The 26,276-nt window shown below is 68.6% G+C and carries 33 protein-coding genes; 16 read left to right on the forward strand and 17 right to left on the reverse strand.

Translation table 11 applies throughout. The features are described from left to right. Nucleotides 1–69: 69 nt before the first annotated feature. The 3 genes from ACIPV2_RS02970 (at nt 70) to ACIPV2_RS02980 (ending at nt 3,510) form a co-directional block, all read left to right on the forward strand. Nucleotides 70–852 (forward strand): isoprenyl transferase, encoded by a 783-nt coding sequence (locus tag ACIPV2_RS02970; protein ID WP_400838280.1) that lies wholly within the window; start codon nt 70–72, stop codon nt 850–852. Next, a complete protein-coding gene (locus ACIPV2_RS02975; protein ID WP_400838283.1) occupies nt 849–1,997 on the forward strand; it encodes an aminotransferase class V-fold PLP-dependent enzyme in 1,149 nt (382 codons plus the stop codon). The genes ACIPV2_RS02970 and ACIPV2_RS02975 overlap by 4 nt, the downstream gene beginning before the upstream one ends. 157 nt (nt 1,998–2,154) lie before the next feature. Then, on the forward strand, nt 2,155–3,510 hold the full coding sequence (locus tag ACIPV2_RS02980; RefSeq protein WP_400838286.1) for a PhoH family protein: 1,356 nt from the start codon (nt 2,155–2,157) through the stop codon (nt 3,508–3,510). A gap of 216 nt (nt 3,511–3,726) precedes the next feature. On the opposite strand, the gene ACIPV2_RS02985 is transcribed toward ACIPV2_RS02980, so the two are convergent. From ACIPV2_RS02985 to xseA, 8 genes are all read right to left on the reverse strand, one after another. Continuing rightward, nucleotides 3,727–4,299 (reverse strand): PKD domain-containing protein, encoded by a 573-nt coding sequence (locus ACIPV2_RS02985; protein ID WP_400838289.1) that lies wholly within the window; start codon nt 4,297–4,299, stop codon nt 3,727–3,729. A gap of 283 nt (nt 4,300–4,582) precedes the next feature. After that, on the reverse strand, nt 4,583–5,128 hold the full coding sequence (locus ACIPV2_RS02990; RefSeq protein ID WP_400838292.1) for a hypothetical protein: 546 nt from the start codon (nt 5,126–5,128) through the stop codon (nt 4,583–4,585). 55 nt (nt 5,129–5,183) lie between these two features. Next, the gene (locus ACIPV2_RS02995; RefSeq protein ID WP_400838295.1) at nt 5,184–5,393 is read right to left on the reverse strand and encodes a DUF559 domain-containing protein; all 210 of its coding nucleotides are present in this window, start codon (nt 5,391–5,393) and stop codon (nt 5,184–5,186) included. Nucleotides 5,394–6,207: 814 nt separating this feature from the next. Continuing rightward, nucleotides 6,208–7,602 carry a class II fumarate hydratase gene (locus ACIPV2_RS03000; protein ID WP_400838298.1) on the reverse strand — a complete coding sequence of 465 codons (1,395 nt, stop codon included), beginning with the start codon at nt 7,600–7,602 and terminating at the stop codon, nt 6,208–6,210. Further along, a complete protein-coding gene (locus ACIPV2_RS03005) occupies nt 7,599–8,273 on the reverse strand; it encodes a carbonic anhydrase (protein WP_400838301.1) in 675 nt (224 codons plus the stop codon). The genes ACIPV2_RS03000 and ACIPV2_RS03005 overlap by 4 nt, the downstream gene beginning before the upstream one ends. Then, a complete protein-coding gene (locus ACIPV2_RS03010; RefSeq protein ID WP_101187276.1) occupies nt 8,270–8,911 on the reverse strand; it encodes a DUF4245 family protein in 642 nt (213 codons plus the stop codon). The genes ACIPV2_RS03005 and ACIPV2_RS03010 overlap by 4 nt, the downstream gene beginning before the upstream one ends. Further along, entirely contained in the window at nt 8,908–9,138 is a 231-nt protein-coding gene (locus ACIPV2_RS03015) for an exodeoxyribonuclease VII small subunit (RefSeq protein ID WP_400838304.1), read from the reverse strand. Before ACIPV2_RS03015 ends, ACIPV2_RS03010 begins: the two co-directional genes overlap by 4 nt. Before the next feature lie 43 nt (nt 9,139–9,181). Beyond that, nucleotides 9,182–10,459, reverse strand: a complete 1,278-nt coding sequence (gene xseA, locus ACIPV2_RS03020; RefSeq protein WP_400838307.1) for an exodeoxyribonuclease VII large subunit — start codon at nt 10,457–10,459, stop codon at nt 9,182–9,184. Between the two features lie 144 nt (nt 10,460–10,603). On the opposite strand from xseA, the gene ACIPV2_RS03025 reads away from it, so the two are divergent. The 3 genes from ACIPV2_RS03025 to ACIPV2_RS03035 are packed head-to-tail and all read left to right on the forward strand — an operon-like array spanning nt 10,604 to nt 13,484. Continuing rightward, complete coding sequence (locus ACIPV2_RS03025; RefSeq protein WP_101187464.1) at nt 10,604–11,644, forward strand: 4-hydroxy-3-methylbut-2-enyl diphosphate reductase; 1,041 nt, start codon at nt 10,604–10,606, stop codon at nt 11,642–11,644. 37 nt (nt 11,645–11,681) lie between these two features. Continuing rightward, a complete protein-coding gene (locus ACIPV2_RS03030) occupies nt 11,682–12,227 on the forward strand; it encodes a DUF6264 family protein (RefSeq protein WP_400838310.1) in 546 nt (181 codons plus the stop codon). A gap of 9 nt (nt 12,228–12,236) precedes the next feature. After that, nucleotides 12,237–13,484 (forward strand): hypothetical protein, encoded by a 1,248-nt coding sequence (locus ACIPV2_RS03035; protein ID WP_400838313.1) that lies wholly within the window; start codon nt 12,237–12,239, stop codon nt 13,482–13,484. A gap of 64 nt (nt 13,485–13,548) precedes the next feature. On the opposite strand, the gene fbaA is transcribed toward ACIPV2_RS03035, so the two are convergent. Further along, nucleotides 13,549–14,577 carry a class II fructose-bisphosphate aldolase gene (gene fbaA, locus ACIPV2_RS03040; RefSeq protein ID WP_101187271.1) on the reverse strand — a complete coding sequence of 343 codons (1,029 nt, stop codon included), beginning with the start codon at nt 14,575–14,577 and terminating at the stop codon, nt 13,549–13,551. A 182-nt stretch (nt 14,578–14,759) separates the two neighbouring features. On the opposite strand from fbaA, the gene glpX reads away from it, so the two are divergent. Beyond that, the gene (gene glpX, locus ACIPV2_RS03045; RefSeq protein WP_400838318.1) at nt 14,760–15,746 is read left to right on the forward strand and encodes a class II fructose-bisphosphatase; all 987 of its coding nucleotides are present in this window, start codon (nt 14,760–14,762) and stop codon (nt 15,744–15,746) included. Between the two features lie 106 nt (nt 15,747–15,852). Continuing rightward, nucleotides 15,853–16,131, forward strand: coding sequence for a hypothetical protein (locus tag ACIPV2_RS03050; RefSeq protein ID WP_101187270.1), 279 nt, complete (start codon nt 15,853–15,855; stop codon nt 16,129–16,131). Nucleotides 16,132–16,156: 25 nt separating this feature from the next. Here the strand turns inward: ACIPV2_RS03050 and ACIPV2_RS03055 are convergent, their stop codons facing one another. Beyond that, the gene (locus ACIPV2_RS03055) at nt 16,157–16,540 is read right to left on the reverse strand and encodes an ankyrin repeat domain-containing protein (RefSeq protein ID WP_400838322.1); all 384 of its coding nucleotides are present in this window, start codon (nt 16,538–16,540) and stop codon (nt 16,157–16,159) included. Between the two features lie 27 nt (nt 16,541–16,567). Further along, nucleotides 16,568–17,161, reverse strand: coding sequence for a 3'-5' exonuclease (locus ACIPV2_RS03060; RefSeq protein WP_400838325.1), 594 nt, complete (start codon nt 17,159–17,161; stop codon nt 16,568–16,570). Between the two features lie 215 nt (nt 17,162–17,376). Between ACIPV2_RS03060 and ychF the strand changes: the two genes are divergently transcribed. The 4 genes from ychF (at nt 17,377) to ACIPV2_RS03080 (ending at nt 19,883) form a co-directional block, all read left to right on the forward strand. Continuing rightward, nucleotides 17,377–18,450, forward strand: a complete 1,074-nt coding sequence (gene ychF / locus ACIPV2_RS03065; protein WP_400838328.1) for a redox-regulated ATPase YchF — start codon at nt 17,377–17,379, stop codon at nt 18,448–18,450. Nucleotides 18,451–18,634: 184 nt separating this feature from the next. Beyond that, a complete protein-coding gene (locus ACIPV2_RS03070; RefSeq protein ID WP_400838331.1) occupies nt 18,635–18,916 on the forward strand; it encodes a type II toxin-antitoxin system RelE/ParE family toxin in 282 nt (93 codons plus the stop codon). Nucleotides 18,917–18,925: 9 nt separating this feature from the next. Then, a complete protein-coding gene (locus ACIPV2_RS03075; protein WP_101187264.1) occupies nt 18,926–19,225 on the forward strand; it encodes a HigA family addiction module antitoxin in 300 nt (99 codons plus the stop codon). Between the two features lie 94 nt (nt 19,226–19,319). Then, the gene (locus ACIPV2_RS03080) at nt 19,320–19,883 is read left to right on the forward strand and encodes a dihydrofolate reductase family protein (protein WP_400838335.1); all 564 of its coding nucleotides are present in this window, start codon (nt 19,320–19,322) and stop codon (nt 19,881–19,883) included. A gap of 22 nt (nt 19,884–19,905) precedes the next feature. On the opposite strand, the gene ACIPV2_RS03085 is transcribed toward ACIPV2_RS03080, so the two are convergent. Continuing rightward, nucleotides 19,906–20,745, reverse strand: a complete 840-nt coding sequence (locus ACIPV2_RS03085; RefSeq protein ID WP_400838337.1) for an endo alpha-1,4 polygalactosaminidase — start codon at nt 20,743–20,745, stop codon at nt 19,906–19,908. 62 nt (nt 20,746–20,807) lie between these two features. On the opposite strand from ACIPV2_RS03085, the gene ACIPV2_RS03090 reads away from it, so the two are divergent. Further along, entirely contained in the window at nt 20,808–20,975 is a 168-nt protein-coding gene (locus tag ACIPV2_RS03090) for a hypothetical protein (protein WP_400838340.1), read from the forward strand. A 19-nt stretch (nt 20,976–20,994) separates the two neighbouring features. On the opposite strand, the gene ACIPV2_RS03095 is transcribed toward ACIPV2_RS03090, so the two are convergent. Continuing rightward, nucleotides 20,995–21,690, reverse strand: coding sequence for a mismatch-specific DNA-glycosylase (locus ACIPV2_RS03095; RefSeq protein WP_400838343.1), 696 nt, complete (start codon nt 21,688–21,690; stop codon nt 20,995–20,997). Next, nucleotides 21,687–22,301: a pyridoxamine 5'-phosphate oxidase gene (pdxH, locus tag ACIPV2_RS03100; RefSeq protein WP_400838345.1), complete on the reverse strand. Its 615-nt coding sequence runs from the start codon at nt 22,299–22,301 to the stop codon at nt 21,687–21,689. Before pdxH ends, ACIPV2_RS03095 begins: the two co-directional genes overlap by 4 nt. Nucleotides 22,302–22,407: 106 nt before the next feature. On the opposite strand from pdxH, the gene ACIPV2_RS03105 reads away from it, so the two are divergent. Together ACIPV2_RS03105 and ACIPV2_RS03110 are read left to right on the forward strand one after the other, a co-directional pair. Next, entirely contained in the window at nt 22,408–22,977 is a 570-nt protein-coding gene (locus ACIPV2_RS03105) for an alpha/beta fold hydrolase (RefSeq protein ID WP_400838349.1), read from the forward strand. 31 nt (nt 22,978–23,008) lie between these two features. Further along, complete coding sequence (locus tag ACIPV2_RS03110) at nt 23,009–24,067, forward strand: tellurite resistance/C4-dicarboxylate transporter family protein (protein ID WP_400838352.1); 1,059 nt, start codon at nt 23,009–23,011, stop codon at nt 24,065–24,067. On the opposite strand, the gene ACIPV2_RS03115 is transcribed toward ACIPV2_RS03110, so the two are convergent. Both ACIPV2_RS03115 and ACIPV2_RS03120 read right to left on the reverse strand, forming a co-directional pair. Beyond that, nucleotides 24,042–24,512, reverse strand: a complete 471-nt coding sequence (locus ACIPV2_RS03115; protein WP_400838355.1) for a GNAT family N-acetyltransferase — start codon at nt 24,510–24,512, stop codon at nt 24,042–24,044. The two genes, ACIPV2_RS03110 and ACIPV2_RS03115, sit on opposite strands and share 26 nt — an antisense overlap. A 7-nt stretch (nt 24,513–24,519) precedes the next feature. After that, a complete protein-coding gene (locus ACIPV2_RS03120) occupies nt 24,520–25,086 on the reverse strand; it encodes a 1-acyl-sn-glycerol-3-phosphate acyltransferase (RefSeq protein ID WP_400838358.1) in 567 nt (188 codons plus the stop codon). 176 nt (nt 25,087–25,262) lie between these two features. On the opposite strand from ACIPV2_RS03120, the gene ACIPV2_RS03125 reads away from it, so the two are divergent. Further along, entirely contained in the window at nt 25,263–25,835 is a 573-nt protein-coding gene (locus tag ACIPV2_RS03125; RefSeq protein ID WP_101187259.1) for a Dps family protein, read from the forward strand. A 63-nt stretch (nt 25,836–25,898) separates the two neighbouring features. Here ACIPV2_RS03125 and ACIPV2_RS03130 read toward each other — a convergent pair whose 3' ends face one another. Continuing rightward, nucleotides 25,899–26,189 carry a Fe-S cluster assembly protein HesB gene (locus tag ACIPV2_RS03130; protein ID WP_400838362.1) on the reverse strand — a complete coding sequence of 97 codons (291 nt, stop codon included), beginning with the start codon at nt 26,187–26,189 and terminating at the stop codon, nt 25,899–25,901. Nucleotides 26,190–26,276 lie beyond the last annotated feature (87 nt).

Below are 26,276 nucleotides of genomic sequence, written 5' to 3' on the forward strand. Positions count from 1 at the left end.
TCGGGCGCATGCCGCCAGCGGTACATGTCCTGAGTGCTGCGGCGGCGTCGGTGGCGGTAGCGTAGGCACGTGACTGCACGCGAGAGCTCGGGACGGGGACCCCTCTATCGGCTCTACGGGAGACGCCTGCGGCGGCGCATAGATGCGTCGAAGGCTCCCCACCACGTCGCCATGATGATCGACGGCAATCGTCGATGGGCCCGCCAACTCGGCTTCGAAAGCGCGGCCGCCGGTCACCGTGCGGGGGCCGCGAAGATGCGCGAATTCCTCGGCTGGTGCGATGAGCTCGGCATCGGCGTGGTCTCGCTCTACCTGCTCTCGGCCGACAACCTGCTCAAACGCGACTCGAAGGAGATCGGCGATCTCATCGAGATCATCGCCGAACTCGCCGACTCGCTCGCCGAGCACGGCGAGTGGCGGGTGCAGCACGTGGGACGCTCCGACATCCTGCCGCCCGAGCTGTCGCGGGTGCTGGCGGAGGCGCAGGAGCGCACGAGCGGACACGCCGGGCTGCACGTCAACCTCGCCGTCGGCTACGGGGGACGCAACGAGATCGTCGATGCCGTGCGCAGCATCATCGGAAAGCACGATGCCTCCGGTGGCACTCTCGAGGACCTGGCCGAGCAGCTCACGCCCGAGATGATCGGCGAGCACCTGTACACCGGCGGCCAGCCCGATCCCGACCTCGTCATCCGCACCAGCGGCGAGCAGAGACTGAGCGACTTCCTGCTGTGGCAGAGCGCGCACAGCGAGTTCTACTTCGTCGAGGCGCTCGGGCCCGACCTGCGCGAGGTGGACTTCCTGCGAGCCATCCGCGACTTCGCCGACCGCGACCGCCGGTTCGGACGATGACCGAGGAGACCCCGCCGGAGACGGCGGAGCGATACCTCGTGTCGTTCGCCGGCGAGACCGGCTATCTGAACTGGGCGGCTCTCGGCCCGCTGTCGCCGGCGGTGCGGGCGGCACTCGACAGTGCCGGCGAGCAGCTCGCATCCTTCTCTCCGCACGACCACGCCCGAGTGCAGTCGAGCAGCGTCGAGGCCGTCGACGCGCTCGCCGGGCTGCTCGGCGCACGAACCGACGAGGTGGTGCTGCGCCCGAGTTCGACGGATGCCCTGCAGCACGCCCTGTACGGACTGACCGGCACGGTGATCGCCGCGACCTCCGAGTTCCCGAGCATCACCCTGCCGTTGCAGCGGGCGGCCGATCTGTCGGAGGGGCGGCTGGCGCCGCGCTGGATCGACCCGCAGGATGGATGGGTGACTGCGGATGCCGTCGGCGCCGCGCTCGACGCGTCGGTCACCGCGCTCGCGGTGAGCCACGTCGACTATCGCACCGGCTATCGCGCGGACCTCGCGGCCCTTCGCGAGCTGATCGGCCCGGAGCGTCTGCTGGTCGTCGATGCCGTGCAGTCGTTCGGCGTCGTCGAGGAGGACTGGTCGGCGGCGGACGTCGTCGTCGGTCACGGCTACAAGTGGCTGCGGGCCGGTCGCGGCACGGGGTTCGCCCGCTTCTCGGATGCGGCGCGCGAGCGCGTCGCGCCGGTGCTGAGCGGGATCACCGGGCTGGCTGCCAGCGGCCCGTTCCGGGGTGCCGTCCCCGCTCCCGCCGCCACAGCGCGTGCTTACACGACGAGCGTTCCCGACCATCTCGCGTCCGCGCGGTTAGCGGCCGCTCTCGACGAGCTGCACGGTGTCGGCGTTGCCTGGGTCGAGTCGCGGGTGTCCGAGAACGTCGCCCGGATGATCGACATGGCGGCGCGCCATGGCATCCGGGTCGAGACGCCGCGCGAGCCGCAGCGGCGAGCGGGGATCGTCTCCCTGGTGCCGGATGACGCGGAGGCGCTCGGCACCGCGCTCGCCGACGCGGGACTGGTGCTCACCAGCCGTGCGGGCGCTGTGCGTGTGGCTGCGCACGCGGGGACCAGCGAGGAGACGCTCGACATGCTGGATGCGGCGCTCGAGGGGTTCGGACGTCGGCCGTTCACCGGAACTTAAGCGACGTGTTCAGCGTGTCGCGCGCGTCGTGCACGTCGCGGAAGTACGTTCATGGCATCGGACACCGTGTCCGGTCGGGTCGGCCTGAAGGTCTGCGACTCGTGACCCTGGTCGACTCGCTGCAGAGCCGGGAGCACATCCCGAGTGGGAGTGGATCGTGACCACACGTACAGCACAGCAGCAGTCCACGTCAGCAGCCCGAGCCGTGTCACACGATGACACGGCTCTTCGCACATATGTGCTCGACACCTCGGTCCTGTTGAGCGACCCAGAGGCCCTGTTCCGTTTCGCGGAGCACTCGATCGTGCTTCCCGTCGTGGTCATCAGCGAGCTGGAGGGCAAGCGCCACGATCCTGAGCTCGGCTACTTCGCCCGGCGCGCGCTGCGCCACCTCGATGAGCTGCGCATCGAGCACGGTCGGCTGGACTTCCCGATCGAGGTGGGGGATGGCGGCACTGTGCGCGTCGAGCTGGGCAATGCGGACATGTCGCTGCTGCCCGCGGGCATCCGGCTCAGCGACAACGACAGCCGCATCCTCGCCACGGCGGCGCAGCTCGCCGGCGACGGGCAGAACGTCACGATCGTGTCGAAGGACCTGCCGATGCGCGTGAAGGCGGCGTCGCTGGGTCTGGCGGCCGAGGAGTACCTGGCCGAGCAGGCGGTGGATGCCGGTTGGACTGGCATCGCGACCCTCGACCTCTCGGGCGACGAGATGAGCGACCTGTACGAGAGCGAGGTCGGGCTCAGCGAAGAGGTGCGGGGGATGCCGGTGAACACCGGGCTCATCATCCATTCCGAGCGCGGCTCGGCGCTCGGTCGCGTGATCGCGGATGGCGAGTACCGGCTGGTGCGAGGAGATCGTGAGGTGTTCGGGATGCACGGCCGCTCGGCTGAACAGCGGATCGCGATCGACCTGCTGCTCGACCCGGAGGTCGGCATCGTGTCGCTCGGCGGGCGAGCCGGCACGGGGAAGTCCGCGCTCGCGCTGTGCGCGGGTCTGGAGGCGGTGCTCGAGAGGCAGCAGCAGAAGAAGATCATCGTGTTCCGTCCGCTGTTCGCCGTCGGCGGTCAGGAGCTCGGCTACCTGCCGGGGGACCAGGGCGAGAAGATGAACCCCTGGGGTCAGGCGGTGTTCGACACCCTCGGATCGGTGGTCTCGGGCAACGTGCTGGAGGAGGTCGTCGAGCGCGGGATGCTCGAGGTTCTGCCGCTCACGCACATCCGCGGCCGGTCGCTGCACGACGCCTTCGTCATCGTCGATGAGGCGCAGTCGCTGGAGCGGAACGTGCTGCTGACGGTGCTGAGCCGCATCGGGCAGAACTCGCGGGTCATCCTCACACACGATGTCGGGCAGCGCGACAACCTTCGGGTCGGCCGGTACGACGGCATCGCGAGCGTGATCGAGACGCTGAAGGGTCACGACCTGTTCGGACACGTGACGCTGCAGCGCTCGGAGCGTTCGGCGATCGCGGCGCTCGTGACCGAGCTGCTGGAGGGTGGCGAGCTGAGCTGACCTGCTTGGCTGGGTTGGCCGCCTCGTCCGAAGGCTTCGCTGACTTGACGTCATGGGGGCCGACACACCAGTTGTCGGGCGATCGCTGAAGATGCGTCCGACATCTGGAGTGTCGGCCCGCGGTTCGTATCGCGTTACGGCCGCCGGGCCGGCTGGAGGGGGCGCGGATGCCCGGTCGTGCGCGCTCAGCGGGCGGGCTGAGCGTGAATGGCTGTTTCAGCAGCCCGGGGCCGAGGGCTGTTCGGCGCAGGTGCGGGCGACGAGGGCCGTGTGCGCTTCGAAGATGCGGATCTGCTGCGTCGGTCCAGAGATGTCGAGCCGGCCCTCGATCGGGAACCATCCGGCGCCGAGGTCGATCTCGGCGGTGTACGAGACGTCGACGCTGGCGTCGTACGTGCCGCGTTCGGTGTAGGTGTGACTGGTGCCAGTCGGGGTGAACTGCGCCTGGCCGAGGCTCTGCCAGCTCGCGCCGGGGGAGGAGGTGGTGTTCGACTCTCCGTCGCCGTAGTGGAACGTGTAGGCCGCGGGCGTGAAGCGCACATCGATCGGGAATCCGAACAGCTGGCCGGAACGGACGTGCGTCGCCGCCTCGGTCACGAAGTTCGTCGGCAGACCCGCGACGCCGAGGTTGTCCGGCTCGCCCAGTACGGTGCCCTTGGCCGGGGAGAAGCTCGCCAGGTCAGTGATGGTGATCGGCGGCAGGCCCGGGGACTCCTCGCCATCCTCGGGCTGGGCGGGGACACTAGGAGCGCCGACACTCCAGCACCCGAGATACGCGTCCCAGTCCACGACGCAGCTATCGGAGCCGGTGGATTGGCGAGGGCTGTTGCCGATCGTGGCGTTCGAGCCGCCCGAGGTAGGCCGTCTTGAGGAAGAAGATGGATACCGTTCGAGCCCGGCCTCTGCGACTTCCCCCCGATGGTTGTCGTGCCGTCGCTGTTCTTTGACCAGAGGTCGAAAATGCCTGTGGGCGGCTCGTCGCCGTTCTCTTCGGCGACGGCAGGTGCGGTCACAGAGAGCATCGCGCCGAGGGTCACGACAAGCACAAGAGCCTTCAGATGACGAAGCCGGGTCAACACGAGAAGTCGCCTTCCGGGTTGTCGTACTCGGATATTGCAAGCCCCGTGGGGGAGCCGCCGGACACAAACGTAACCTCTCGAGAATCACGCGTCAGCCGATCGGGGGGTAGGGCGGAAGACCCGTCAGAATATGTAAGCTGCACCGCGCTCACGTCGATGCAGAGGTTGGCAGTGATGGTCTCGCCGCTGGCGGCGACCGGAGTGAAGCGATCGAACCTGGTGTCGCCCTCACGCATGATGGCCGCTGCTTGGTACTTGCTGACGCTTTCCCTTTCAACCGCGAGGGCCGTTCCCGTCAAGAAATCGTAGACAGGCTCGAAAGACTCTGGACGATCTAAGTCGGAGGTGTTCACCGCATCCACATACGCCCGATAGGTTTCCTCTGCCGCGGCAAACGCCTCCTCATCCGTGGCGAAGGCGGCGGTCTTCGTGGGCTTCGGGGTCGGCTCATCAGGAGTGCAGGCCGACAGCATCCCGATCAGCAGGCCGGCGGCGGCGAGGGCCGAGCCGGTGCGCACGAGTGGGGTCGTCATCGTCACGGCACCACGGTAACCCGGATCGTTGGAACGCCGGGGAAGTTATCCACAGCCGGCGTCACGCTCGCTGAGCCGTTCGCTGCAGCGCAGCGATGATGGACCGCTGCACCGTAGCCCAGTCGTGGATGATCTGTGCGTAGTCGAAGTGCAGGGTCTCGTACCCGAGGGCGGAAGCCGCGGCATCCCGAACCAGATCCTTGTGCCGCTTGGTAGGTCCGTCGTGGTTCTCCTTGCCGTCTGCTTCGATGATGAGGCGACCGTCGACCACGAAGTCGACCGCCCCATGCCGAAGATGGTGACCTGGCACTCCAGGCGGACGCCGAGGATGTGAAGCCGTAGCCGCAGCAGCGATTCCAGGCCGCTGTCGGCATCCGGTCTCGCAAGGTCGACCAGCCACCGCGCACCCCGGGGCAGTCCGGCGCGGACCTGATTGCGCTGCGCGCGTGACAGCAGCCCTTTGCGCCAAGCCGACTCGAAGGCCGCGAAGAACGCCTCATCGCCTTCGCATTGACGAAAGTGAAGCAGTGCCGTCACGAGAGAAGCGGTGCCCAGCGGTGGGCGTCCCTGCTGGTAGTGGTTGACGCAACCGCATCTTTCGTGCGCTCGGGCATGGCGTCCCGGGCCCATCCAGACGTGGACCGCTTCGGACTCGGAGAGCGTCCAGACGCCCTTCAGACGCAGAGCACTCACGCAGGTGAGAGCGCCGCCGTGGGTGATTGCGGTGTGGACTTCGCCAGAGAGAGTGTTCGTGCTGAAGACGCCGGGTCGCACACGTCGGATCTCACCCCGTGCCACAGCGGCAGAGAGGTGACGACGATCGAACCCGAGCGTCAGGAGGTGCCCGCCTCGAGCGACGCCGCCGAGGCGGTGGATGGTGTCGGAAGCCGAGAGCAAGGCATCCACTCTGGCGACTGCGGAGGGACCTGACGGTGCCGAATCCCAGGAATTGGGGACAAGTTGTGGATGGGTTTGAGGTGTGGAGAAGCGTCCAAGCACAGAAATCCCCGCTCTGCACACGAATCGTGCGGATCCGTGTGCAGAACGGGGAAATCTGTGCAAAGGCGCACAAGGCGCCCCCCGGCTCAGCCGGCGTGCGTCATCGACAGGAGGTCGAGCTTCGCGTCGAGCTCCTCCTCCGAGATCTGACCGCGCTCGACGTAGCCGAGGTCGATGACCGCGTCGCGCACCGTGATGCCCTTGGCGACCGCGTGCTTGGCGATCTTCGCCGCAGCCTCGTAGCCGATGACCTTGTTCAGCGGCGTGACGATCGACGGGCTCATGCCGGCGAAGGCGGCGGCGCGCTCGACGTTGGCCTCGAGGCCGTCGATGGTCTTGTCGGCCAGCACGCGCACGGCGTTCGAGAGCAGACGGATCGACTCGAGCAGCGCCGTGCCCATCACGGGGATGGCGACGTTCAGCTCGAACGAGCCGGATGCTCCCGCCCAGGCCACCGTCGCGTCGTTGCCGATCACGCGCGCGCACACCATGAGCACGGCCTCGGGGACGACCGGGTTGACCTTGCCGGGCATGATCGACGATCCGGGCTGCAGGTCGGGGATGTGCAGCTCGCCGAGACCGGTGTTCGGGCCCGACCCCATCCAGCGCAGGTCGTTGTTGATCTTCGTCAGCGACACGGCGATGGTGCGCAGCGCGCCCGAGGTCTCGACCAGGGCGTCGCGGTTGGCCTGCGCCTCGAAGTGATCCTTCGCCTCGGTGATCGGCAGCTCGGTCTCGGCTGCGAGCAGCTCGATGACCTTCTGCGGGAAGCCGAGCGGGGTGTTGATGCCCGTGCCGACTGCCGTTCCGCCGAGCGGCACCTCCGCTACGCGGGGGAGGGCGGACTGCACACGCTCGATGCCGAGGCGGATCTGACGGGCGTAGCCGCCGAACTCCTGGCCCAGTGTGACCGGGGTCGCGTCCATGAGGTGGGTGCGGCCCGACTTCACGGCGTCCTTCCACAGCTCGGCCTTCGCCTCAAGGGCGACGGCGAGGTGGTCGAGCGAGGGGATGAGCGTGTCGATGAGCGCCTGGGTGACGGCGATGTGCACCGACGTCGGGAAGACGTCGTTCGATGACTGCGACGCGTTCACGTGGTCGTTGGGGTGCACGGCAGAGCCGAGGATTCCGGATGCCAGGTTCGCCAGCACCTCGTTCATGTTCATGTTCGACGACGTGCCGGAGCCCGTCTGGTAGGTGTCGACGGGGAACTCGCCGTCATGCTTTCCCGATGCCACCTCGTCGGCGGCCTGGGCGATCGCGTCGGCGATCGCGCCGTCGAGCGTGCCGAGCTCCTTGTTGGCGAGCGCGGCGGCCTTCTTGATGCGCGCGAGAGCGGCGATCTGGGTGGACTCGAGACCCTTGCCCGAGATCGGGAAGTTCTCCACGGCGCGCTGGGTCTGCGCGCTGTACAGCGCCTTCGCGGGCACGCGCACCTCACCCATGGTGTCGTGCTCGATGCGGTACTCGATGTCGGTCATGCCGATCCCTCCTCGGAAGCGAGGACGAAGCCCTCGGTGTCGATGCCCACAGTGACGACGGGCACCGCGGTGCCCTCTGCGAGACGGTAGTTGGCGCCGACGATGCCCAGGCGGCCGTCGGCGACGGCGTTGCTGATCATCTCGGACGAATGCAGCAGATCTGCGACGGTGTTGCGCAGGTGCTCGCGACCGACCAGCTCCGCGTCGATGTCCGCGGGCGTCGTGCCGCCGGTCTCGGCGAGCACCTTTCGCGCTGCGGGGACGATCGGTGCGATGAGCTTCCAGATGCCGGCCGGGAGCGGAGCCGAGTCGATCGCGGTGCCGTCGATGGCCGCGCGCACCGCTCCGCATGAGTCGTGCGCGAGAACGACGATCAGCGGGACGTTCAGGATGCCGACGGCGTACTCCAGGCTCGCGACGATCGACTCGCCGATCACCTGCCCCGCGTTGCGGACGACGAACAGGTCGCCCAGACCCTTGTCGAAGATGATCTCCGCGGCGAGGCGCGAGTCCGAGCATCCGAACAGCGTCGCGATCGGTGCCTGACCGTCGGCCAGCTCATGGCGCTTGGAGACGTCCTGGTGCGGGTGCGCGGGCGTGCCGGCGACAAATCGCCTGTTGCCGTCGAGCATCTCCCGCCATGCCTCAGCGGGGGTGAGCGTTGCGGTCATTCGGCCTCCTCAAGGTCGTCGATCTGTGCGGACAGGGTCTCTGCCAGCTCGGCTGTCGCCTCGGGCGACTGCGAGCCGTACAGCAGGATGTAATCGGGGCCGGCCTGGGTTCCGATGGCATAGGAGATGTTCGCGGCGCCGCGGCCTCGCAGATCGAACTCGTCCCATTCGCGACCGTCGATCGTCGTGGTGCCGTTCGGGGCCATGCCGTCGAGCACCTGCGGCGCCCAGCCGACATCGGCTGCGAAGGCCTGCGCGACGCGGACGAACCCGCGCTCGTCGTCGGCGGCAGGGGCGAGAGTGATCGTCCACACCCGTGTGCTGCCGCCCGAGAGGGCGGCTTCGTTGACCCGCCAGTAGTCGTCGGCCTCGACGACCAGTGCGGGCCGCTGCATCGACGTCTCGACGTCTGCGGCGATCGTGGCGACGTCGATGGCGGGGCGGTCGGGAACCTCGCCGCGCGGCACTCCGAGCACGACGATCGCGACGACGGCGACCGTCACGATCAGCGCCGCGATGAGGTTGCGGAACGTCTGGCTCGAGCGGTAGACCTTGCTGGCCGCCGCTTTGCGATCGGCGGTCTCCTGGGCGGTCTCGGGTCGCCCGAGACCTGCGACGACGCGCGGTTCCCGGCTCATTCCGCTGCTCCACCGGATGCCGCATCACGGGCCGCGTCGAGACGGCGCTTCGCGCCCAGCAGCCACTCCTCGCAGCGGGCGGCCAGCGCCTCACCGCGCTCCCAGAGAGCAAGGGAGTGCTCGAGGGTGGGCGAGCCCTGCTCGAGCTCCGCGACCACGCGGACGAGCTCGTCGCGTGCGGCCTCGAACGACAGTTCTTCGACAGGGGAGTCGTTGGGGGCAGTCACGCCCCCATCCTACCGGCGTGTCGGACATCGCCGATCCCGCTGCTCAGCCTGCTTCCGTTGCCTGCCCCTCCGACACGGCGCGGATCGATCCGCGATCGACCGTCACGGTCATCGCCGTGCCCGCGGGAGCATCGGCCGCGTCGCTGAGAATGCGTCCGTCGTCGAGGTGCGCGATGGCGTAGCCGCGAGCCAGTGTGGCGGCAGGGGAGAGGGCTCGCAGCGAGGCCCGCAGCTCCGCGGTGGACCGGTGGGCGGCATCCAGCGCCCTGGTGACGGTGTCGCGGCCGCGGGATGCCAGCAGCCAGACCTCCTGGGCGCGGTCGTCGATGATCGGATCGGGCGAGCGCAGCACCGGACGCGAGCGCAGCTGCTCGAGCTGCGCGATGTCGTGCGAGATGCGCTGAGTCAGGCGTGTGGTGGCCCTGGCGCGCAGCTGCGCGACGATCGCGCGCTGCTCACCGACATCCGGAACGACCCGCTTCGCGGCATCCGTCGGCGTCGACGCACGCAGATCGGCGACGTCATCGAGCAGCGGGTGGTCGTTCTCATGCCCGATCGCGCTGACGACCGGAGTGGATGCCGCAGCCACCGCCCGCACGAGCCGCTCGTCGCTGAAGCCCAGGAGGGTCTGCGGGTCGCCGCCGCCGCGGGCGATGATGATCACGTCGACGTCGGGATCGGCATCCAGACGCTGCAGGGCGGCGAGCACCTCGGGGACGCACCGGTCACCCTGCACGGCGACGTGCTCGGTGCGGAAGTGAACCTGCGGCCAGCGCAGCTCAGCGTTGCGGTGCACGTCCTTCTCGGCATCCGACCGCTCACCGGTGATCAGCCCGATGCAGTGCGGCAGGAACGGCAGGCTCTTCTTGCGCGACGGGTCGAACAGACCCTCCTGACGCAGCTGCACACGCAGCTTCTCGAGCTTCTCGAGCTGGTCGCCCAGGCCCACGTGCTTCATCGCCGAGACGATGAAGCTGAAGTCGCCGCCCTTGACGAAGTAGTCGGCTTTCACGGCCGCCACGACGTGGTCGCCCACGGCGAGGTCGGCGGGGATGCGGGGGCGCACGCTCGACCAGACGCGGATCGAGATCTGCGCGTCCGAGCGCGTGTCCTTCAGGCGCGCGAAGACGTTGCCGCCGCGCAGGTTCCACGAGGTGATCTCGCCCTCGACCCAGACGGTGTTCCAGCGGGCGATGAAGTCGCGGATCGTGCCGTTCAGGCGCGCGACCGACGTCGGCGCCGCGGGCGTCGAGTCGCGCGGTGCGACCGAGTCGGCGGGCGGCGGCTCGCCGGGAATCGCGGTTGCTTCGAAGACGGTCACCCGGCCATTCTTCCGGATGCCGCCGACGCGGCGACCACGGGCCGTCGGAGCTGCGCGGGGAACGCCCGCTCCCGGCCCGTGAACAGGTGGCATCGGTAGACTGGGGGAGTGAGCTCAACCACTGTCTCGCTGCCCCTGCCGCACATCCCGACCCGTCGTCGCGCCGTCGAGCGTGCCCGCCTCGAGAACCGTCCGGTCGACGGCGAGAAGCGCGTGCTGCTGGCCGCCCCGCGCGGCTACTGCGCGGGCGTCGACCGCGCAGTCGTCGCCGTCGAGAAGGCGCTCGAGCGCTACGGCGCCCCCGTGTACGTGCGCAAGCAGATCGTGCACAACATCCACGTCGTCACCGAGCTCGAGCAGAAGGGCGCGATCTTCGTCGAGGAGGTCGATGAGGTGCCCGAGGGCGCACACATCGTCTTCAGCGCGCACGGAGTTTCGCCGGCCGTCGTGCAGGGCGCTGCCGACCGCGGTCTGCACGCCATCGACGCCACCTGCCCGCTGGTCACCAAGGTTCACCGCGAAGCCGTGCGCTTCGCGCGCGACGACTTCGAGATCCTGCTCATCGGCCACGAGGGTCACGAAGAGGTCGAGGGCACTGCCGGTCACGCGCCCGAACGCGTGACGATCGTCAACTCGCCGGACGAGGCCGACACCGTTGTCGTGAAGGATCCCAACAAGGTCGTCTGGCTCTCGCAGACCACCCTCTCGGTCGACGAGACGATGGAGACGGTGAACCGACTGCGCACTCGCTTCCCCGAGCTGCAGAACCCGCCCTCCGATGACATCTGCTACGCCACCCAGAACCGCCAGGTCGCCATCAAGAAGATCGCGAGCGACTCCGACCTGGTCATCGTGGTCGGCTCGGCGAACTCCTCGAACAGCGTGCGTCTGGTCGAGGTCGCCCTCGAGTACGGCGCGAAGGCCGCCTATCGCGTGGACTACGCGGACGAGGTGCGTCAGGAGTGGCTCGACGGCGTGCGCACGATCGGTGTGACCAGCGGCGCCTCGGTGCCCGAGGTGCTCGTGCGCGAGGTTCTGGAGGCACTCGACGAAGCCGGCTACGCCGACGTCGAAGAGGTGCGCACCGCAGAAGAGGACCTCATGTTCTCGCTGCCGAAGGAGCTGCGACAGGACAGCTCGGGAAAGCGCGACGAGCGCGCTCTCGGCGGGCGGGTCTCGCGCTGACCCGCCGCACCCCAGACGCGGCGGGTACCGTGGGATCATGAGCGTCGATCGGCCGCAATACGGCGAATATGCCTCTCCTGAAGAGCAGCGTGCGCGCGCGGGTCTGCCTCCGCTGAGCGCCGAGCCGGCGGCATCCGCTTCATCTCCTCCTCTGGCAGGGCCGGCGGCCCCGAGCCGACCCGCTCGGCCCGCTCTCGGAGGAGCGCCGGCCCAGCCCGTCGGACGTCTCGTCACGCTCGTGCTGCTGGGCCTGGGTCTGGTGAACGTCCTCTCATCGATCCCGCAGTTCGTGAACATGGCGCCGACGCTGAGCGAGTCGATGAAGATGCTCGGGCTCGAGGGCGAATTCACGAACTATGCCGCTGCGCGCACCTGGGGTGTGATCGCCGTGGTGATTCTGCTCGCCGGCTACGCGGTGACGGCATGGCTGTCGTTCCGTCAGCTGAAGCGCAGCAGGTCGGCCTGGTGGATCCCGCTCGTCGGCTTCGTCATCACGATGTCGCTCGTCTCGGCGTGCATCTCGGTGGTGATGTTCAGCGACCCGGCTTTCGTGGCGGGCATGCTCTCCGCACCTGCCGGGTAGCCTCAAGGGGTGTCAGAAGAGCAGATCGCGTTCCACGTCAGCTACGCCTCCGTCGAGTCCCCGGCAGGTGATGACCCGACCGCGACCGCGTCGGATCTGCTGCGGAGCGAGCGCGTACTCGCGGCCTCACGAGGCTTCGACGGCGAAGAGGCGGTCTATCTGATACCCGTCACCGAGAGCGGCGACGTGGTGGCTCTCGACGCCGACGACCGCCTGCGGTTCGACCTGAACGTCATCGCACTGCAGCAGATCTTCGAGAAAGCCGGGCTCACCCTGCACCTCGGAGAGCCGGACGACGCGCTCGAGGAGGTCGACCAGGAGCTCGACGAGGAGTTCGGCGCCGCCTTCGAGCAGCTCGACGATCCTGCCGCGGCATCGGAGGATCTCGGCGGGTTCGGGATGCCAGACAGCGGCGACGATGACGGCTTCGCCGTGGAGCCGGTCCGGGTCGCGGAGTTCTCCCGGCGTGGTCCCTGGGGCGCGCGGATCACCGCGCAGCTGACCGGCGTCGATGTCGACTACGTCGAGGCCGGCACCTGGTCGCTGTACCGTTACGCCACCGGCCAGAGCCACGGGGCCGTGTCGAGTGGCAGCGCCGACGAGCCGATCATCGAGGTGAACCTGCCTCAGCACGGTGAGGTGTGGGTCGAGGTGACCGCCGGCGGATGCACGGGGATGTTCTGGCCGAACATCCAGCGTTTCACAGAGCCGGTGCTCGATCTCGAAGCCATCGCGGTGCCCGAGAGCGCGGAGGTCTACCGTCGCATGCTGCTCGAGGCCGACGGGGCCGGCGACGAGCTGCGCGGACTGCGTCTGGGCGATGCGCTCGACATCGAGGCGGCGACGCGGGCATGCGCTCCGGAGGCGCTCGGCGGGACGGCCGGCGAGACCGAGCGCATTCGCGCCTTCGTCGCGGCGTTCGGCGTGCCGGCGACGCTGGTCACAGCGGGCATCGATGGCGATGCGGCCGGACGTCGCTTCAGTGCGCGAGGCTGGCCGCGTACGGTGGCTGACCTCGCCGTCGGCGGCATCACCGAGGTCACCGCTCTGACGCGGCGCGAACGTCCCCTCGCACGCGCAGCACGGTTCCTGCGCGAGCGGCCGACGCTCGGCGCGGCCATCGGCGTCGCCGAGCTCACCGCGGGTATCGCCGCAACGCGGACGCGGTCAGGTGCTGTGCGGGGACTCGGTGCGCTGATGATCGTCGACGCGATCGTCGATCTGGCCATCTGGGTGCGCCGCAGCCGTCAGCGCTGACGAGTCGAGAAGAGGGATGCCCCGAGTCGTCCGACTCCGGGCATCCCTCTTCCGATTCGGTGGGTCAGCTCTTGGACTGGCCGTACGAGCCGAGCTGACGCGTCGACTCGACGACACGAGCGGCCATCGCCGACTCGGCGATCTTGCCCCAGGCGCGCGGGTCGTACTGCTTCTTGTTGCCGACCTCGCCGTCGACCTTGAGCACGCCGTCGTAGTTCTTGAACATGTAGTCGGCGATCGCGCGCGTGTACGCGTACTGCGTGTCGGTGTCGATGTTCATCTTGATCACGCCGTTCGCGACCGCGAGGGCGATCTCCTCGTCGCTCGAGCCGGATCCGCCGTGGAAGACCAGGTCGAGCGGCTTCGGGCCGGTGCCGTACTTGGCGGCGACCTCGGCCTGGATCTCGCCGAGCAGCTCGGGACGCAGCTTCACGCCACCCGGCTTGTAGACGCCGTGCACGTTGCCGAAGGTGAGGGCTGCGATGTAGCGGCCCTGCTCGCCGAGGCCGAGAGCCTGGATCGCCTGGTCGACGTCCGCGAAGGTCGTGTACAGGGCGTCGTTTGAGCCCTCGTGCGCGACGCCGTCCTCCTCGCCGCCGACGACGCCGATCTCGACCTCCAGGATGGCGTTGATCGCCTTCATGCGAGGCAGCAGCTCCTTGGCGATCTCGATGTTCTCATCGAGCGGCACAGCCGAGCCGTCCCACATGTGCGACTGGAAGATGGGGTTGCGACCCGCCTTCACCTCTTCTTCGGATGCCGCGATCAGCGGCTCGACGAAGCCGCCCAGGGCGTCCTTCGGGCAGTGGTCGGTGTGCAGTGCAACGGTGACGGGGTAGTTCTTGGCGACCTCGGTCGCGTAGCGCGCGAAGGCGAGAGCGCCGGTCGCGCGAGCCTTGACGGTGTGGCCGGCGAAGTAGTCGGCTCCGCCCGTGGTCACCTGGATGATGCCGTCGGAGCCTGCCTCGGTGAGACCCTGCAGGACGGAGTTGATCGTCTGCGAGCTCGAGACGTTGAAGGCGGGATACGCGAAGCCACCGGCCTTCGCGCGGTCGAGCATCTCTGCGTACTGTTCCGGAGTGGCGACGGGCATGAGTTCTCCTGCTTCTGTCGGTCGGGGTGCATGCTCACTTTAGCCCGCAGGAGTGCGCATTCCGCCGGGGTTACACCGGCCCGGCCCCGGATCTTTAGCACACGGCAAGAACCGCGCTTTCTTCGCGCTCACATCGTGAAAAGTCCTGATTTTCGTCTTCCTCCGTCACTATGCTGACCGGCATGGTGAGCCTCACAGCAGATCTCAGCCCCCTCCGCCCCGACCGCAACCTCGCGATGGAACTCGTGCGCGCCACCGAGGCGGCGGCGATCCGTGCGGTGCCGTTCATCGGCCGAGGCGCGAAGGAGGCTGCCGACGGCGCGGCCGTCGACGCGATGCGAGCCTTCCTCGGAACGGTCGACTTCCAGGGCCGCGTCGTCATCGGCGAGGGCGAGAAGGACAACGCCCCGATGCTGTTCAACGGCGAGGTCGTCGGCACCGGGCGCGGACCCGAGTGCGACATCGCTGTCGACCCGATCGACGGCACCTCGCTCACTGCCGAAGGACGACAGAACGCCCTCTCTGTGCTCGCGGTGTCCGACCGCGGCTCGATGCTCGACGCCTCCAGCGTCTTCTACATGGACAAGCTCGTCACCGGCCCCGCGGGAGTCGGCGTCGTCGACATCCGCGAGCCCATCGGTGAGAACATCCGCCGTCTGGCGAAGGCGCTCGGCAAGCCGGTCGACGAGATCGTCGTGTCGGTGCTGAACCGTCCGCGTCACGAGCAGCTCATCGCCGACATCCGCGAGGCAGGAGCGGGAACCCGGCTGATGAGCGACGGCGACGTCGCAGGCGGTATCAACGCCGCGCGCCACGACGCCCGCACCGACATGTGCGTCGGGGTCGGCGGCAGCCCGGAGGGGATCGTCACGGCCTGCGCCATCAAGGCGCTCGGCGGTCACATCCAGGGGGTCCTCTGGCCGCGCGACGACGACGAGCGCCAGCGTGGGGTCGACGCCGGGCTCGAGTTCGACAAGGTGTACGAAGCCGACGATCTGGTGCAGGGCAACAACACGATCTTCGTGGCCACCGGCGTCACAGACGGTCAGCTGGTGCGCGGTGTGCGACGCGAGGGCAACTACCTCTACACCGAGAGCGTCGTGCTGCGCGGAGCCTCCGGCACGCTGCGCCGTATCGTGTCGGATCACCTCGTCTCGAAGTGGCTCTGACGCGAGCATCCGACCTCGCCTGCCGGCATTCCCAGCAGAGGCTGGCAGAATAAGCGGGTACGGCGTGATCAGAGCGCCGGCATGGTCATGAAGAGGAGTGCTCGGGATGCCGTTCAACCAGCCGTCTGCGAGCCCCAGCCGCGCCCCGCACATCACCACCCCGACCGGCCGCATCCTCCGGGTCACCGAGGAGCAGATCATGGCCGCTCAGCAGGCCAAGGCCACCGTGCAGCCCGGGTTCGACCCCGCTCGTCGCGCTGACGTGCTCTTCCGCGTGCGGCGGGCAGAGGGCCACGAGCTGAGCTCGTGGTGGTTCATCGGCGCGTTCCTGGCGACGTCCAGCGTCGTCATCGCGCTGCTGTCGTGGGTGCCGGGCGGCGCCTGAACCATCGGCTCCCGACTCGGGCCCCTCAGTAGGAGTCGAGCACGGCGCGCATGTCGCCGAGACCGAACTGGTCGGCGATCTGCTTCGCGCTGTGCCCACCGGCATCCTGATCAGCGCCGGCATCGAGCAGCATCCGCAGCAGCGGCTCGTTGCGACGGAACACCGCACACGAGACGGCGGTCTGGCCGTTCGCGTTGACGGCATCCAGGTCCGCACCCCGCGCGATCAGCTCGGCGACGGTCTCGAGGTGCTCGGCGTAGGCCGCGACGATCAGCAGCGTGTCCTGACGCGGATTGCGCACATCGACCGGCACGCCCGCGTCGATCATCTCGCTCAGCGGTTCGGTACGGCCCTGCCGGGCCAGGTCGAAAGTGCCCTCGATGACCTCGAGGCTCAGTCCGTTCGTCACCCTACCATTCTGTCGGATGACGAGGATTCAGGCGAGGGCGGGCTCGAGCTCGCAGACGAGCGGAGCTGACAGGGCCACTCCGAGTGCTTCGCTGAGCGCCGCGATGTCATGCGCGAGAGCACGCTGCGCGGCGTCCACCACGATCTGCGCGCACGCTCGGGCGTCAGCCAGGGCATCGTGGTGCGGGAAGTCCCCGAACCCCGCCGCCGCGGCTGCCAGCGGCAGGCGGTACGAGTCGAGGGTGTAGGTCTTGCGCGCCACGGCGAGCGAGCACAGCGAGCGGTACGGCGGGGCTACGAGCCCGGTGGCCTCGCACGCGCGACGCAGCACGTTCAGGTCGAATCCGGCGTTGTGCGCGACGAGCACGTCGTCTCCCGCGAAAGCGCAGAGGCGGTCGAGCTGCTCGGCCCAGGTCGCGGCGTCGCTGACGTGGTGCGGATGGATGCCGTGGATCCGGATGTTCCACTCGTTGAACTGGTCGTGGCCCATCGGCGGCCGGATCAACCATCCGGTCTGCGCGACGACCTGACCGTCGCGGACGCGGACGAGCCCGACCGAGCAGGCGGAGGCGGGACTGGAGTTCGCCGTCTCGAAGTCGATCGCAGTGAAATCCAGTGGCACGGATCCACCATCCCGCGGCATCCGGATGCCGGCCCGCAGACTCGCCGTAGGCTGACGAACATGGGCGATTCGCGGGCCGCGTGCGTGCCCGGGGGCGGCGAGCCGCCCGACATCCGGACGCTCCGCTGCCGGGCATCCGGATGCTGGTCCTTCGTCCGGATCTCGGCAGCTCTCCGCGCCAGCTGGGGGCATCACCGCCGGTAGACTCGTATCCCGTGGCTCTTACAATCGGAATCGTCGGCCTGCCCAACGTCGGCAAGTCCACCCTCTTCAACGCGCTGACCCAGAACGACGTGCTCGCGGCGAACTATCCGTTCGCGACGATCGAGCCGAACATCGGCGTCGTCAACCTGCCAGACCCGCGTCTGCAGGTGCTGGCCGGAATCTTCGGCAGCGAGCGCATCCTGCCCGCCACCGTGTCGTTCGTCGACATCGCCGGCATCGTGCGCGGCGCGAGCGAGGGGGAAGGGCTGGGCAACCAGTTCCTCGCCAACATCCGCGAGGCCGACGCCATCGCGCAGGTCGTGCGTGGCTTCGTCGACGATGACGTCGTGCACGTCGAGGGAACCGTCGACCCCAAGGGCGACATGGAGACCATCAACGCCGAGCTCATGCTCGCCGATCTGCAGACGATCGAGAAGGCCCTTCCGCGCTTCGAGAAGGAAGTCAAGCAGAAGAAGACCGACCCGTCGGTTCTGGATGCCGCCAATGCGGCGAAGGACGCCCTCGAGCGCGGCCAGCTGCTCTCGACTGCCGGCCTCGACCTCGCGCCCATCAAGGAGCTCGGCCTGCTGACGGCGAAGCCCTACATCTACGTGTTCAACGTCGACGAGTCGGTGCTCACCGACGAGGCGAAGAAGGCTGAGCTCGAGGCTCTCGTCGCGCCCGCACAGGCGGTGTTCCTCGACGCGAAGATCGAGTCCGAGCTGATCGGGCTCGATCCCGAGGACGCGCAGGAGCTGCTCGAGGCCACCGGCCAGAGCGAGTCGGGTCTCGACCAGCTCGCCCGCATCGGCTTCGCGACCCTCGGCCTGCAGACCTACCTCACCGCCGGGCCGAAGGAGTCGCGCGCGTGGACGATCCCACAGGGCGCGAAGGCGCCGCAGGCGGCAGGCGTGATCCATACCGACTTCGAGAAGGGCTTCATCAAGGCCGAGGTCATCTCGTTCGAGGATCTCGTCGCGACCGGCTCCGTGGCCGAGGCTCGCGCCAAGGGCAAGGCGCGCCTGGAGGGCAAGGACTACGTCATGCAGGACGGCGACGTGGTCGAGTTCCGCTTCAACGTCTGAGCCCTCCCCGGTCGTTGAGCGAGCGCAGCGAGACGAAACGCGCCCGTTCGTGCTCCGAGTCGAGCGAGGCCGGGGCCTTCTGCGCTGGTCTCAGATGCCAACCGCAGCGCTGCAGCGGACATCAAGCGATGAAGTCGGGCTTAACGCCTGGCGTTAATGACGTGAAGCGTTATATGATCCTCCTGTGATCAGATCGTTCGCCGACCGCGACACTGAGCGCGTGTGGCGTCGCGAGCCGGTGAAGGGATTCGACACGCGGATCCATAAGGTCGCGAATCGCAAGCTTCATCTGCTGGATGCTGCACCGACACTCGATGCTCTGCGTGTGCCTCCGGGTAACCGTCTGGAAGCGCTCAAGGGCGACCGAGCTGGTCAGCACAGCATCCGCGTCAACAAGCAGTGGCGGATCTGCTTCCGATGGACAGACGCTGGTCCTGAGGACGTCGAGATCACGGACTATCACTGAGGAGGGGTCATGTCGGAGAAGCTCTACCCGCCCATCCACCCGGGCGAGGTTCTGATGGAGGACTTCATCGAGGGTTTTGGTATCACGCAGAACAAGCTCGCCGTGTCGATAGGTGTGCCTCCCCGCCGGATCAACGAGATCGTGCACGGCAAGCGGGCTATCACGGCGGACACTGCGCTTCGACTGGGGCGCTACTTCGGGATCTCGCCGCAGTTCTGGCTCAACCTGCAGACGCGGTATGAGCTGGAGCTTGCTGAGGACCGCGTGTCCGAGCAGATCGCCGCGATCACGCCATTGAAGGTCGCATGAGCAATTTAGAAGGCCCCAACCGCGGCGGCCCGCCATGGTCTCCCTGCGCTCATGAGGCCGTTGCGCTGGGTCCCGCACGGCGCGAGCATGAGACATGGGAACTCTGAGCTTCACCGCTACCGTCTCGCTCGACGGGTACGCCGCCGGCCCCGATGGTGACTTCCAGTTCGGCGCGCCGAGTGCGGAGGTCTTCCGGGTGCACGTCGAGCGGATGGCGTCGATCTCCACGGAGATCCTTGGACGTCGCACCTACGAGCTCATGCACTACTGGGAGGCGGAGCCCGAGGGAGAGGACTGGGGCGACGACGAACGCGAGTTCGCTCGACTGTGGCAAGGGCTCGACATCGTCGCCGCGTCGTCGACGTCGACCGCGGAGGACATGACGCGGGAGAACCACAAGCTCGTTCCTGAGCTCACCCTCGATGCGATCGCGGAGATCGCCGAGCAGGCGCACGGGGAGGTCGAGATCTTCGGGCCCACGACGGCCGGGCCTGCCATACGCGCAGGTCTCGTGCAGGACTTCCGCTTCTTCATCGTGCCGGTGGTCCTCGGCGGGGGTCTGCGGGCACTGCCCGAGGATGCGCGCCTGGACCTGCGTCTGGCCGAGAGCCGCGTCTTCGAGAACGGATTCACGATGCTGCACTACAGGGCCGCATAGCGGCACGCCTAGCCGGCCGCGGTCAGCGTTCGCACGCCTCGTACACGTAGCCGTTCTGATCGGGCGTGACGAGGTGGCGGTCGCGGAGGATCATCACTCTCGGCGACGCCTCTTCGGCGCACAGGGCAGCGAAGCTCTCCGGCAGCTGATCGGTGTACTCGATGTCGATGACAGCGTCGCCGTAGACCTTCGTGTAGGCGCCGCATTCGCCGTAGGCTGCGCATTCCTCCGCAACGGCGAAATCGAAGTCGGCCTCGTCGCGCAGACGCAGACTGAACTCGGCGGCGTTCTTCTGCCCGACCGTCAGCCCCGCGTCATGGGCGATCCGCGCGATCCGGGCCGCGAGCGCCAGATTGTCGTCGACGGTGAGCGCACCGTCCGAACGGGTGAAGCTGTCGAGGTTGTCAAACTCGACTCCGTCGAACCCCGCGTGCGCGCATCCCTCGATCCACGCCGTCAGCAGGTGGGCGATCGCGGCCCGCTTGGGGGCGGTCGAGGTGTCCAGCAGGATCTCGTCCGGCCAGTCGGGGTCGATCACCGGGCCGGCGTCGCTGGTGAGCAGCGTGTCATGCGGCCAGTGATCCTGTTCGGCGGGTTGCGTCTGGAACGCGTTGATGTAGCAGATCGAGTAGGCCCCGTCGGAAGGCCTCGCAGCGCGATCGCGCACGACCAGCGAGACGTCGGGATCCGGCGGGTAGGCGCCGCCCAGCTGATAGTCGAAGCCGCCGTGCGCGGGGAGCTCCGTCACTGTGGGACTGGGTGTCGGCTGCGCGGCACAGGCGATCAGCAGCACGGCACACAGGCCCAGGGAGGCGAGCATGGCCATGCGCCGCGCGCTCATCATTCCTGGCGCTCGAGACATCCGGCCAGCATAGAGCCGGATCAGAAGGGCGTACTCTGTCGGTGTCGACCGAGGGAGGAACCATGTCCGATCCGAATCAGCCGTCCTCGCACGATGAGCGGCACGAGCCGATCATCCCCGCGCTGGAAGACGACGAGAGCATCCCCCCGCGGCCGGAGGAGGAGATCGCGGACGTCCTGCGGGCCGAACCCGACGTCGCGGATCACTCCGCGGTGCACTCCCGCGACTGACCGCAGCGCTGCCGTCTCGCTACGGCGCGGATGACGGTGCGCTCGCCGCCCACACCTTCCGCCACCATTCCGCGAGGCTCTCGACCGTCTCGTGCGCGTTCAGCCCGCTCGGGTTGGGCACCACCCACAGCGGGATCCCCGTCGGCCATCCGCTGAGCGCGCCCGCCTCCTGCGCGCCCATGCGGGCTCGCGGCACGGCGAACGCGGTGCGGAACGCGGTGACGCCGACGACGGCGACCAGGCGAGGCCGCAGCACGTGCACCCGATCGAGCAGACGGCGGCCGCCGGCGCGCAGCTCATGCGTCTCGAGTTCGTCTGCGCGCGCCGTGGGGCGTGCGACGAGGTTCGTCATGCCGATGCCGCGCGCGGCCAGCATCCGCTCGTCCGACGGCGACAGGCCGCGCGACGCGTCCACGACCTCGTCGGCGAGGCCGGCGGCGGCCAGCGACGGCCAGAACCGATTTCCCGGTCGCGCGAAAGGCGCGTTCACGGCCACGGTCCATGGACTCGGATTGATGCCGACCATCAGCAGCCGCACGCGGCCGGCGGACTCGGCGTCGGTCGGATAGGGCAGCACGTCATCGCGCCGGAGCCGTGCGGCGGTCGCATGAGCGAGATCGGCGGGGCTCGGGGGCCGTCCGTCGAGCGGCGACGGCGCACGCCAGGGCGACCAGTCGGCCGGGAGTGCGACGGCCTCGGAGCCGGAATCGCTCACGGAGCCAGCAGCTCCTGCGTCCAGCCGGACGCGTCGAGCCGGTAGACGAGACGGTCGTGCAGGCGCGACCGTCGGCCCTGCCAGAACTCGATCCGCTCCGGAGCCACCCGGAATCCGCCCCAGTGCGGAGGCGCCGGCACCTCGGCATCCGCGAAGCGCTCCTCGACCCGCGCGACCGCCGCCTCCAGCTCTGTGCGGTCGGCGATCGGCCGGCTCTGACGCGAGGCCCACGCGCCCAGCTGCGATCCGCGCGGACGGGTGGCGTGGTACGCCTCGACCTCTTCGCGGGTGACCGGCGCCGCCACGCCCTCCACCCGGATCTGCCGCTCGAGCTCGGGCCAGTGGAAGACCAGCGACGCCTGCGGACACGTCGCGAGCTCTCGGCCCTTGTCGGAGTCGACGTGCGTGAAGAACACGAAGCCGCGCTCGTCCCAGTCCTTCAGCAGCACCATTCGCGAACGCGGACGCCACTGATCCCTGACCTGCGCAACAGTGGAGAGCGTCATGGCCGTGGCAGAGAACGGACGGTCGGATGCTTCGGCGCTGCGCGCCTCGGCGAGCCATTCATCGAAGAGCGGGAAGGGGGTCGTGGGCGGCTGAGCAGAGGACATGGACCCATGGTGCCGGACTCGCGCGAAGTCGTCGACCGCGATGCCGCCCGGTACGCTGGGGGAGGCCATCGACGCGCCACCGACCGACCGGAAGCGAGCACACATCGTGACCCAGCCCCGCATCTTCGAACCCGAAGGCCGCGCCGTTCCCTTCGTCGATGAGGGCGAAGGTCCCGTCACGCTCGTGCTGGTCACCGACCGCAGCCTGGAGGCAGATGGTCTCGGCGTCATCTCGCACTACCTCGCAGAAGAGGCCGGATTCCGCGTGGTGCGCATCGGCTCCCGCGCGGATGCCGAAGGCATCACCGCAGGCGACCGCGCCGCGGACGCGGCCGCGGTGATCGAGGATCTTGACATCGAAGACACCTGGATCGGCGGGCACGGACACGGCAGCACCATCGCCCGCACCTTTGCCGTGGAGCACCCCGAGCGGGTCAACGGTCTGCTGATGCTCGGCGTCGAAGACGAGCAGATCCCGCTCGCCCCTGGCATCCCGGTCCTGATCATCCAGGCGGAGAACGACGACGTCACCCCGGCCGCGAACGCCGAGGCGCTGCAGGCCACCGCACCCGAGCGCGCGACGATCACCCGCATCCCCGAAGCCGACCACTACTTCGTCGCGACGCACCCGATCGAGACTGCGGTCGTGATCGAGGAGTACCTCGACTGGGACTGACCCTCCCGCCGAAGACCCGATGATGAACCCGGTGCGCGCAGCGATCGCCGATCTGGCGCCCGGCTACTTCGCCGCCGTGATGGGCACCGGGATCGTCTCGATCGGACTGCACGACCTCGGCATCCGCCCGTTGTCCGTGGCGCTCCTGTGGATCGCCGCCGCGCTCTACGTCGTGCTCTGGACTCTTTACATCTGGCGTGCGGTCGCGTTCAGGAGGAACGTCGTCGCCGACCTGCGCGACCCCGAGAAGGCCTTCGGGTACTTCACCGTCGTCGCCGCATCCGGAGTGCTCGGCGTGCGATTCGCGCGGGAAGGGCTGATGGCGCCGGCCGTCGCGCTGTTCCTGCTCGCCGGGGTGATCTGGGTCGTATTCGGCTACCTCCTGCCGTGGCAGGTGCTGATGACGCGCGATGGCAGGCCCATTCTGGCCCGCGCCAACGGCACCTGGTTCATCTGGGCCGTCGCGAGCCAGTCACTGGCGATCAGCATGACGCAGCTGCACCCGCCGGCTGGCAGCGAGCCGGCCATCTGGGTGGGCGTGCTCGCGGTTCTCGCGTGGTCGGTGGGCGTGGTGCTGTATGCGGCCATCGCGATGCTCGTGCTGCTGCGTGTGGTGCACTACGGCGTCACGCCGCAGCAGTTCGACCCGGCGTACTGGGTCGCGATGGGCGCTCTCGCGATCGCCGTCGTGGCGGGGGCGAGCATCGTCCGGATGCCTCAGACACCGATCGTCGACGCCGTGCGGCCGCTCATCGCCGCCACGGTCGTCATCTTCTGGGTCTTCTGCCTCTGGCTCATTCCGCTGCTGATCGGGGCGGGGGTCTGGCGGCACGGCGTGCACCGCGTGCCGCTGCGGTACGTTCCGACGCTGTGGTCGATGGTGTTCCCCGTCGGGATGTTCGCCGTCGCATCCGAATCGCTCGCGCAGGCGGACCGGCTGCCTGCGGCGGGCGCGGTGGGACGGGTCGGCCTGGTTATCGCCGTCGCGGTGTGGGCGGTCGTCTTCGCCGGGATGCTGCATCACGCCGGGCGCACGGTTTGGGCCGCACGGCGGTCGGCGCCGCTCAGCCGCGCAGATCCTTCCGCATGAAGATCTGCTCGGTGCCGTCGTCCTGCGGCACTCGTTCGCTGGCGCTGTAGCCGCACTTCTCGTACAGGCGGATGTTCGCCTCGCTCAGACTTCCGGTGAACAGCTCGGCGTGCGCCGCTCCGCTCTCTCGCTCGGCCACATCCAGCAGCCCTCGGCCGATGCCCTCGCCCTGCAGGTCGGGAGCGATCGCGATCCTGCCGACCAGCAGGAGGTCGCCGTCGATGCGCCCGCGCAGAGCGCCGACGAGCCTCCCGTCGACCCGCGCCGTCCAGCCGTAGCAGTCGGCGAGTTCCGCCTGCACAGCCTCGAGCGTCTGCGTCAGCGGCGGCATGTCGGCGCTGCCGTAGATCTGCGCCTCCGAGACGAAGGCGGCCCGCTGCAGGGTCAGCACCTCACCGGCGTCGTCGGTCGAGATCGGGGCGTACGTCACGTCGAGAGAGGCCATTCCTCCATCATCCCTCTTCGCGCAGGCGCGGCTCGACGCGGTGCGCGGGACGCAGGCCCGCCTTGTCGGCATAGAACGCACGGATGCGGTCCATGTCCGCCGGGATGTCGCCGGTGAGCTCGATGGTCGGGCCGAGGCCGCACGTCATGGTGGTGCGGTCGACATAGCCGAGAGTCACGGGCATCCCCGTCTCCCTGGCGATGCGGTAGAAGCCCGACTTCCAATGGGTGTGGCCCCTGCGGGTGCCGTCCGGCGTGACGACCAGCCCGAACACCTCGCCCTGTCGCACCTGCGCCACGACATCCCCGACCACCCGGCCGGGATCATCGCGATCGACCGGGATGCCTCCGAGCGCGCGCATGACCGGTCCCCGCCAGCCGTGGAACAGGCTCTTCTTGCCCAGCCATCGCACGTGGACGCCGAGCCGCCAGGCGATCCCGAGCATGAGGACGAAGTCCCAGTTCGAGGTGTGCGGGGCGCCGATCAGCACGGTCGGCTGCGTCGGTGCGGGGTGGGTCCGAAGAGTCCAGCGGCTGCAGAGCCAGAAGATCCGCGCGGTCAGACGTCGAAGCATCCATCCACGCTACGGCAGCCGATATGCGCACGTCGGCATGGCCCCAGCGGCGGCTGGCGGGTCTGCGCGTCGAAATCAACCCCCTCAGGCAGTTGGGTGCCCGGTGTTAGCGTCGGGCCCAACACACAACGGACCGTGCGGCGCGCAGCGCCGCGCAGAAGGCAGAGGTGGTATTCATGGCAGCCAAGAGCACCGCGACCCAGAAGTCCAAGAGCGCCGGCACGAAGACGAAGGATGCGGCCAAGACGAAGGATGCCGCTGAGAGCACGCCACTGGAGAACGCCGAGAAGGGCTTCCAGGCGTCGCCCGACCTCATCCGCGATCTGCAGGCCGTGCTCGTCGACCTCATCGAGCTGTCCGTGCAGGGCAAGCAGGCGCACTGGAACGTCGTCGGGCGCAACTTCCGCGACACTCACCTGCAGCTGGACGAGATCATCGAGGCCGCGCGCACCTTCGGCGACACCGTGGCTGAGCGCCTGCGCGCACTTCACGCGGCCCCGGACGGGCGCAGCGCGACCGTAGCCAAGACGACCACCCTGCCCGAGTTCCCCACGGGCGAGGTCTCGACCACCGACACGATCGATCTGATCACCGAGCGGCTCGAGGCGACGGTGGCGACCATGCGTCGTGTGCACGACCAGGTCGACGATGAGGACCCCACCTCAGCGGACGTCCTGCACGCGATCATCGAGAAGCTCGAGCAGTTCGCCTGGATGGTCAGCGCCGAGAACCGCACCCCTGCGGCCTGACCGCGCGCAGACAAGACGAGGGCCGTCACCCGATCGGGTGACGGCCCTCGTCGTGGGCGGCACTCAGGCCGGCTGCGGCAGCAGGCTGAACGACACAGCGCCCTGCTCGTCGACCGAGGCGTCGAGCACCTTGTCGTCGAGGGCGTCGGCGGCAGCCTTCTCGAGGAATACGCGGATCTCCTCGTCGCCGATGATGGAGTCGCCCGGCTCGGGCGTGGGGGCGACCGTCACCGCGAAGCGCGGTTCGGTCTCGGTGCCCGACGAGTGGATGCGAAGTCCGGCATCCGGCGTCGTGCTCTGCTGGGCGACGATGGTCGCCGCGATCGTGTTTGCGTTCTCGGTCAGGGTGAGCATGGGCTCTCCTTCCGGTTGCGGACACCGCACCGTACGGCGCGATGTGCGTGCCACGATTCCGCACCCGCCCGCCCGGTTTCAAGCTCA

This window comes from Microbacterium sp. NPDC089987 (assembly GCF_044748505.1).
GTDB lineage: Bacteria > Actinomycetota > Actinomycetes > Actinomycetales > Microbacteriaceae > Microbacterium.

What these genes read in the sequence shown, in the direction of transcription:
- ACIPV2_RS02975 (WP_400838283.1), top strand. Translation starts at nt 849, where the DNA reads ATGACCGAGGAGACCCCGCCGGAGACGGCGGAGCGATACCTCGTGTCG.
- ACIPV2_RS03000 (WP_400838298.1), bottom strand. Translation starts at nt 7,602, where the DNA reads ATGACCGACATCGAGTACCGCATCGAGCACGACACCATGGGTGAGGTG.
- ACIPV2_RS03005 (WP_400838301.1), bottom strand. Translation starts at nt 8,273, where the DNA reads ATGACCGCAACGCTCACCCCCGCTGAGGCATGGCGGGAGATGCTCGAC.
- ACIPV2_RS03010 (WP_101187276.1), bottom strand. Translation starts at nt 8,911, where the DNA reads ATGAGCCGGGAACCGCGCGTCGTCGCAGGTCTCGGGCGACCCGAGACC.
- ACIPV2_RS03030 (WP_400838310.1), top strand. Translation starts at nt 11,682, where the DNA reads ATGAGCGTCGATCGGCCGCAATACGGCGAATATGCCTCTCCTGAAGAG.
- fbaA (WP_101187271.1), bottom strand. Translation starts at nt 14,577, where the DNA reads ATGCCCGTCGCCACTCCGGAACAGTACGCAGAGATGCTCGACCGCGCG.
- glpX (WP_400838318.1), top strand. Translation starts at nt 14,760, where the DNA reads ATGGTGAGCCTCACAGCAGATCTCAGCCCCCTCCGCCCCGACCGCAAC.
- ACIPV2_RS03050 (WP_101187270.1), top strand. Translation starts at nt 15,853, where the DNA reads ATGCCGTTCAACCAGCCGTCTGCGAGCCCCAGCCGCGCCCCGCACATC.
- ACIPV2_RS03075 (WP_101187264.1), top strand. Translation starts at nt 18,926, where the DNA reads ATGTCGGAGAAGCTCTACCCGCCCATCCACCCGGGCGAGGTTCTGATG.
- ACIPV2_RS03080 (WP_400838335.1), top strand. Translation starts at nt 19,320, where the DNA reads ATGGGAACTCTGAGCTTCACCGCTACCGTCTCGCTCGACGGGTACGCC.
- ACIPV2_RS03085 (WP_400838337.1), bottom strand. Translation starts at nt 20,745, where the DNA reads ATGTCTCGAGCGCCAGGAATGATGAGCGCGCGGCGCATGGCCATGCTC.
- ACIPV2_RS03090 (WP_400838340.1), top strand. Translation starts at nt 20,808, where the DNA reads ATGTCCGATCCGAATCAGCCGTCCTCGCACGATGAGCGGCACGAGCCG.
- pdxH (WP_400838345.1), bottom strand. Translation starts at nt 22,301, where the DNA reads ATGTCCTCTGCTCAGCCGCCCACGACCCCCTTCCCGCTCTTCGATGAA.
- ACIPV2_RS03115 (WP_400838355.1), bottom strand. Translation starts at nt 24,512, where the DNA reads ATGGCCTCTCTCGACGTGACGTACGCCCCGATCTCGACCGACGACGCC.
- ACIPV2_RS03120 (WP_400838358.1), bottom strand. Translation starts at nt 25,086, where the DNA reads ATGCTTCGACGTCTGACCGCGCGGATCTTCTGGCTCTGCAGCCGCTGG.
- ACIPV2_RS03125 (WP_101187259.1), top strand. Translation starts at nt 25,263, where the DNA reads ATGGCAGCCAAGAGCACCGCGACCCAGAAGTCCAAGAGCGCCGGCACG.
- ACIPV2_RS03130 (WP_400838362.1), bottom strand. Translation starts at nt 26,189, where the DNA reads ATGCTCACCCTGACCGAGAACGCAAACACGATCGCGGCGACCATCGTC.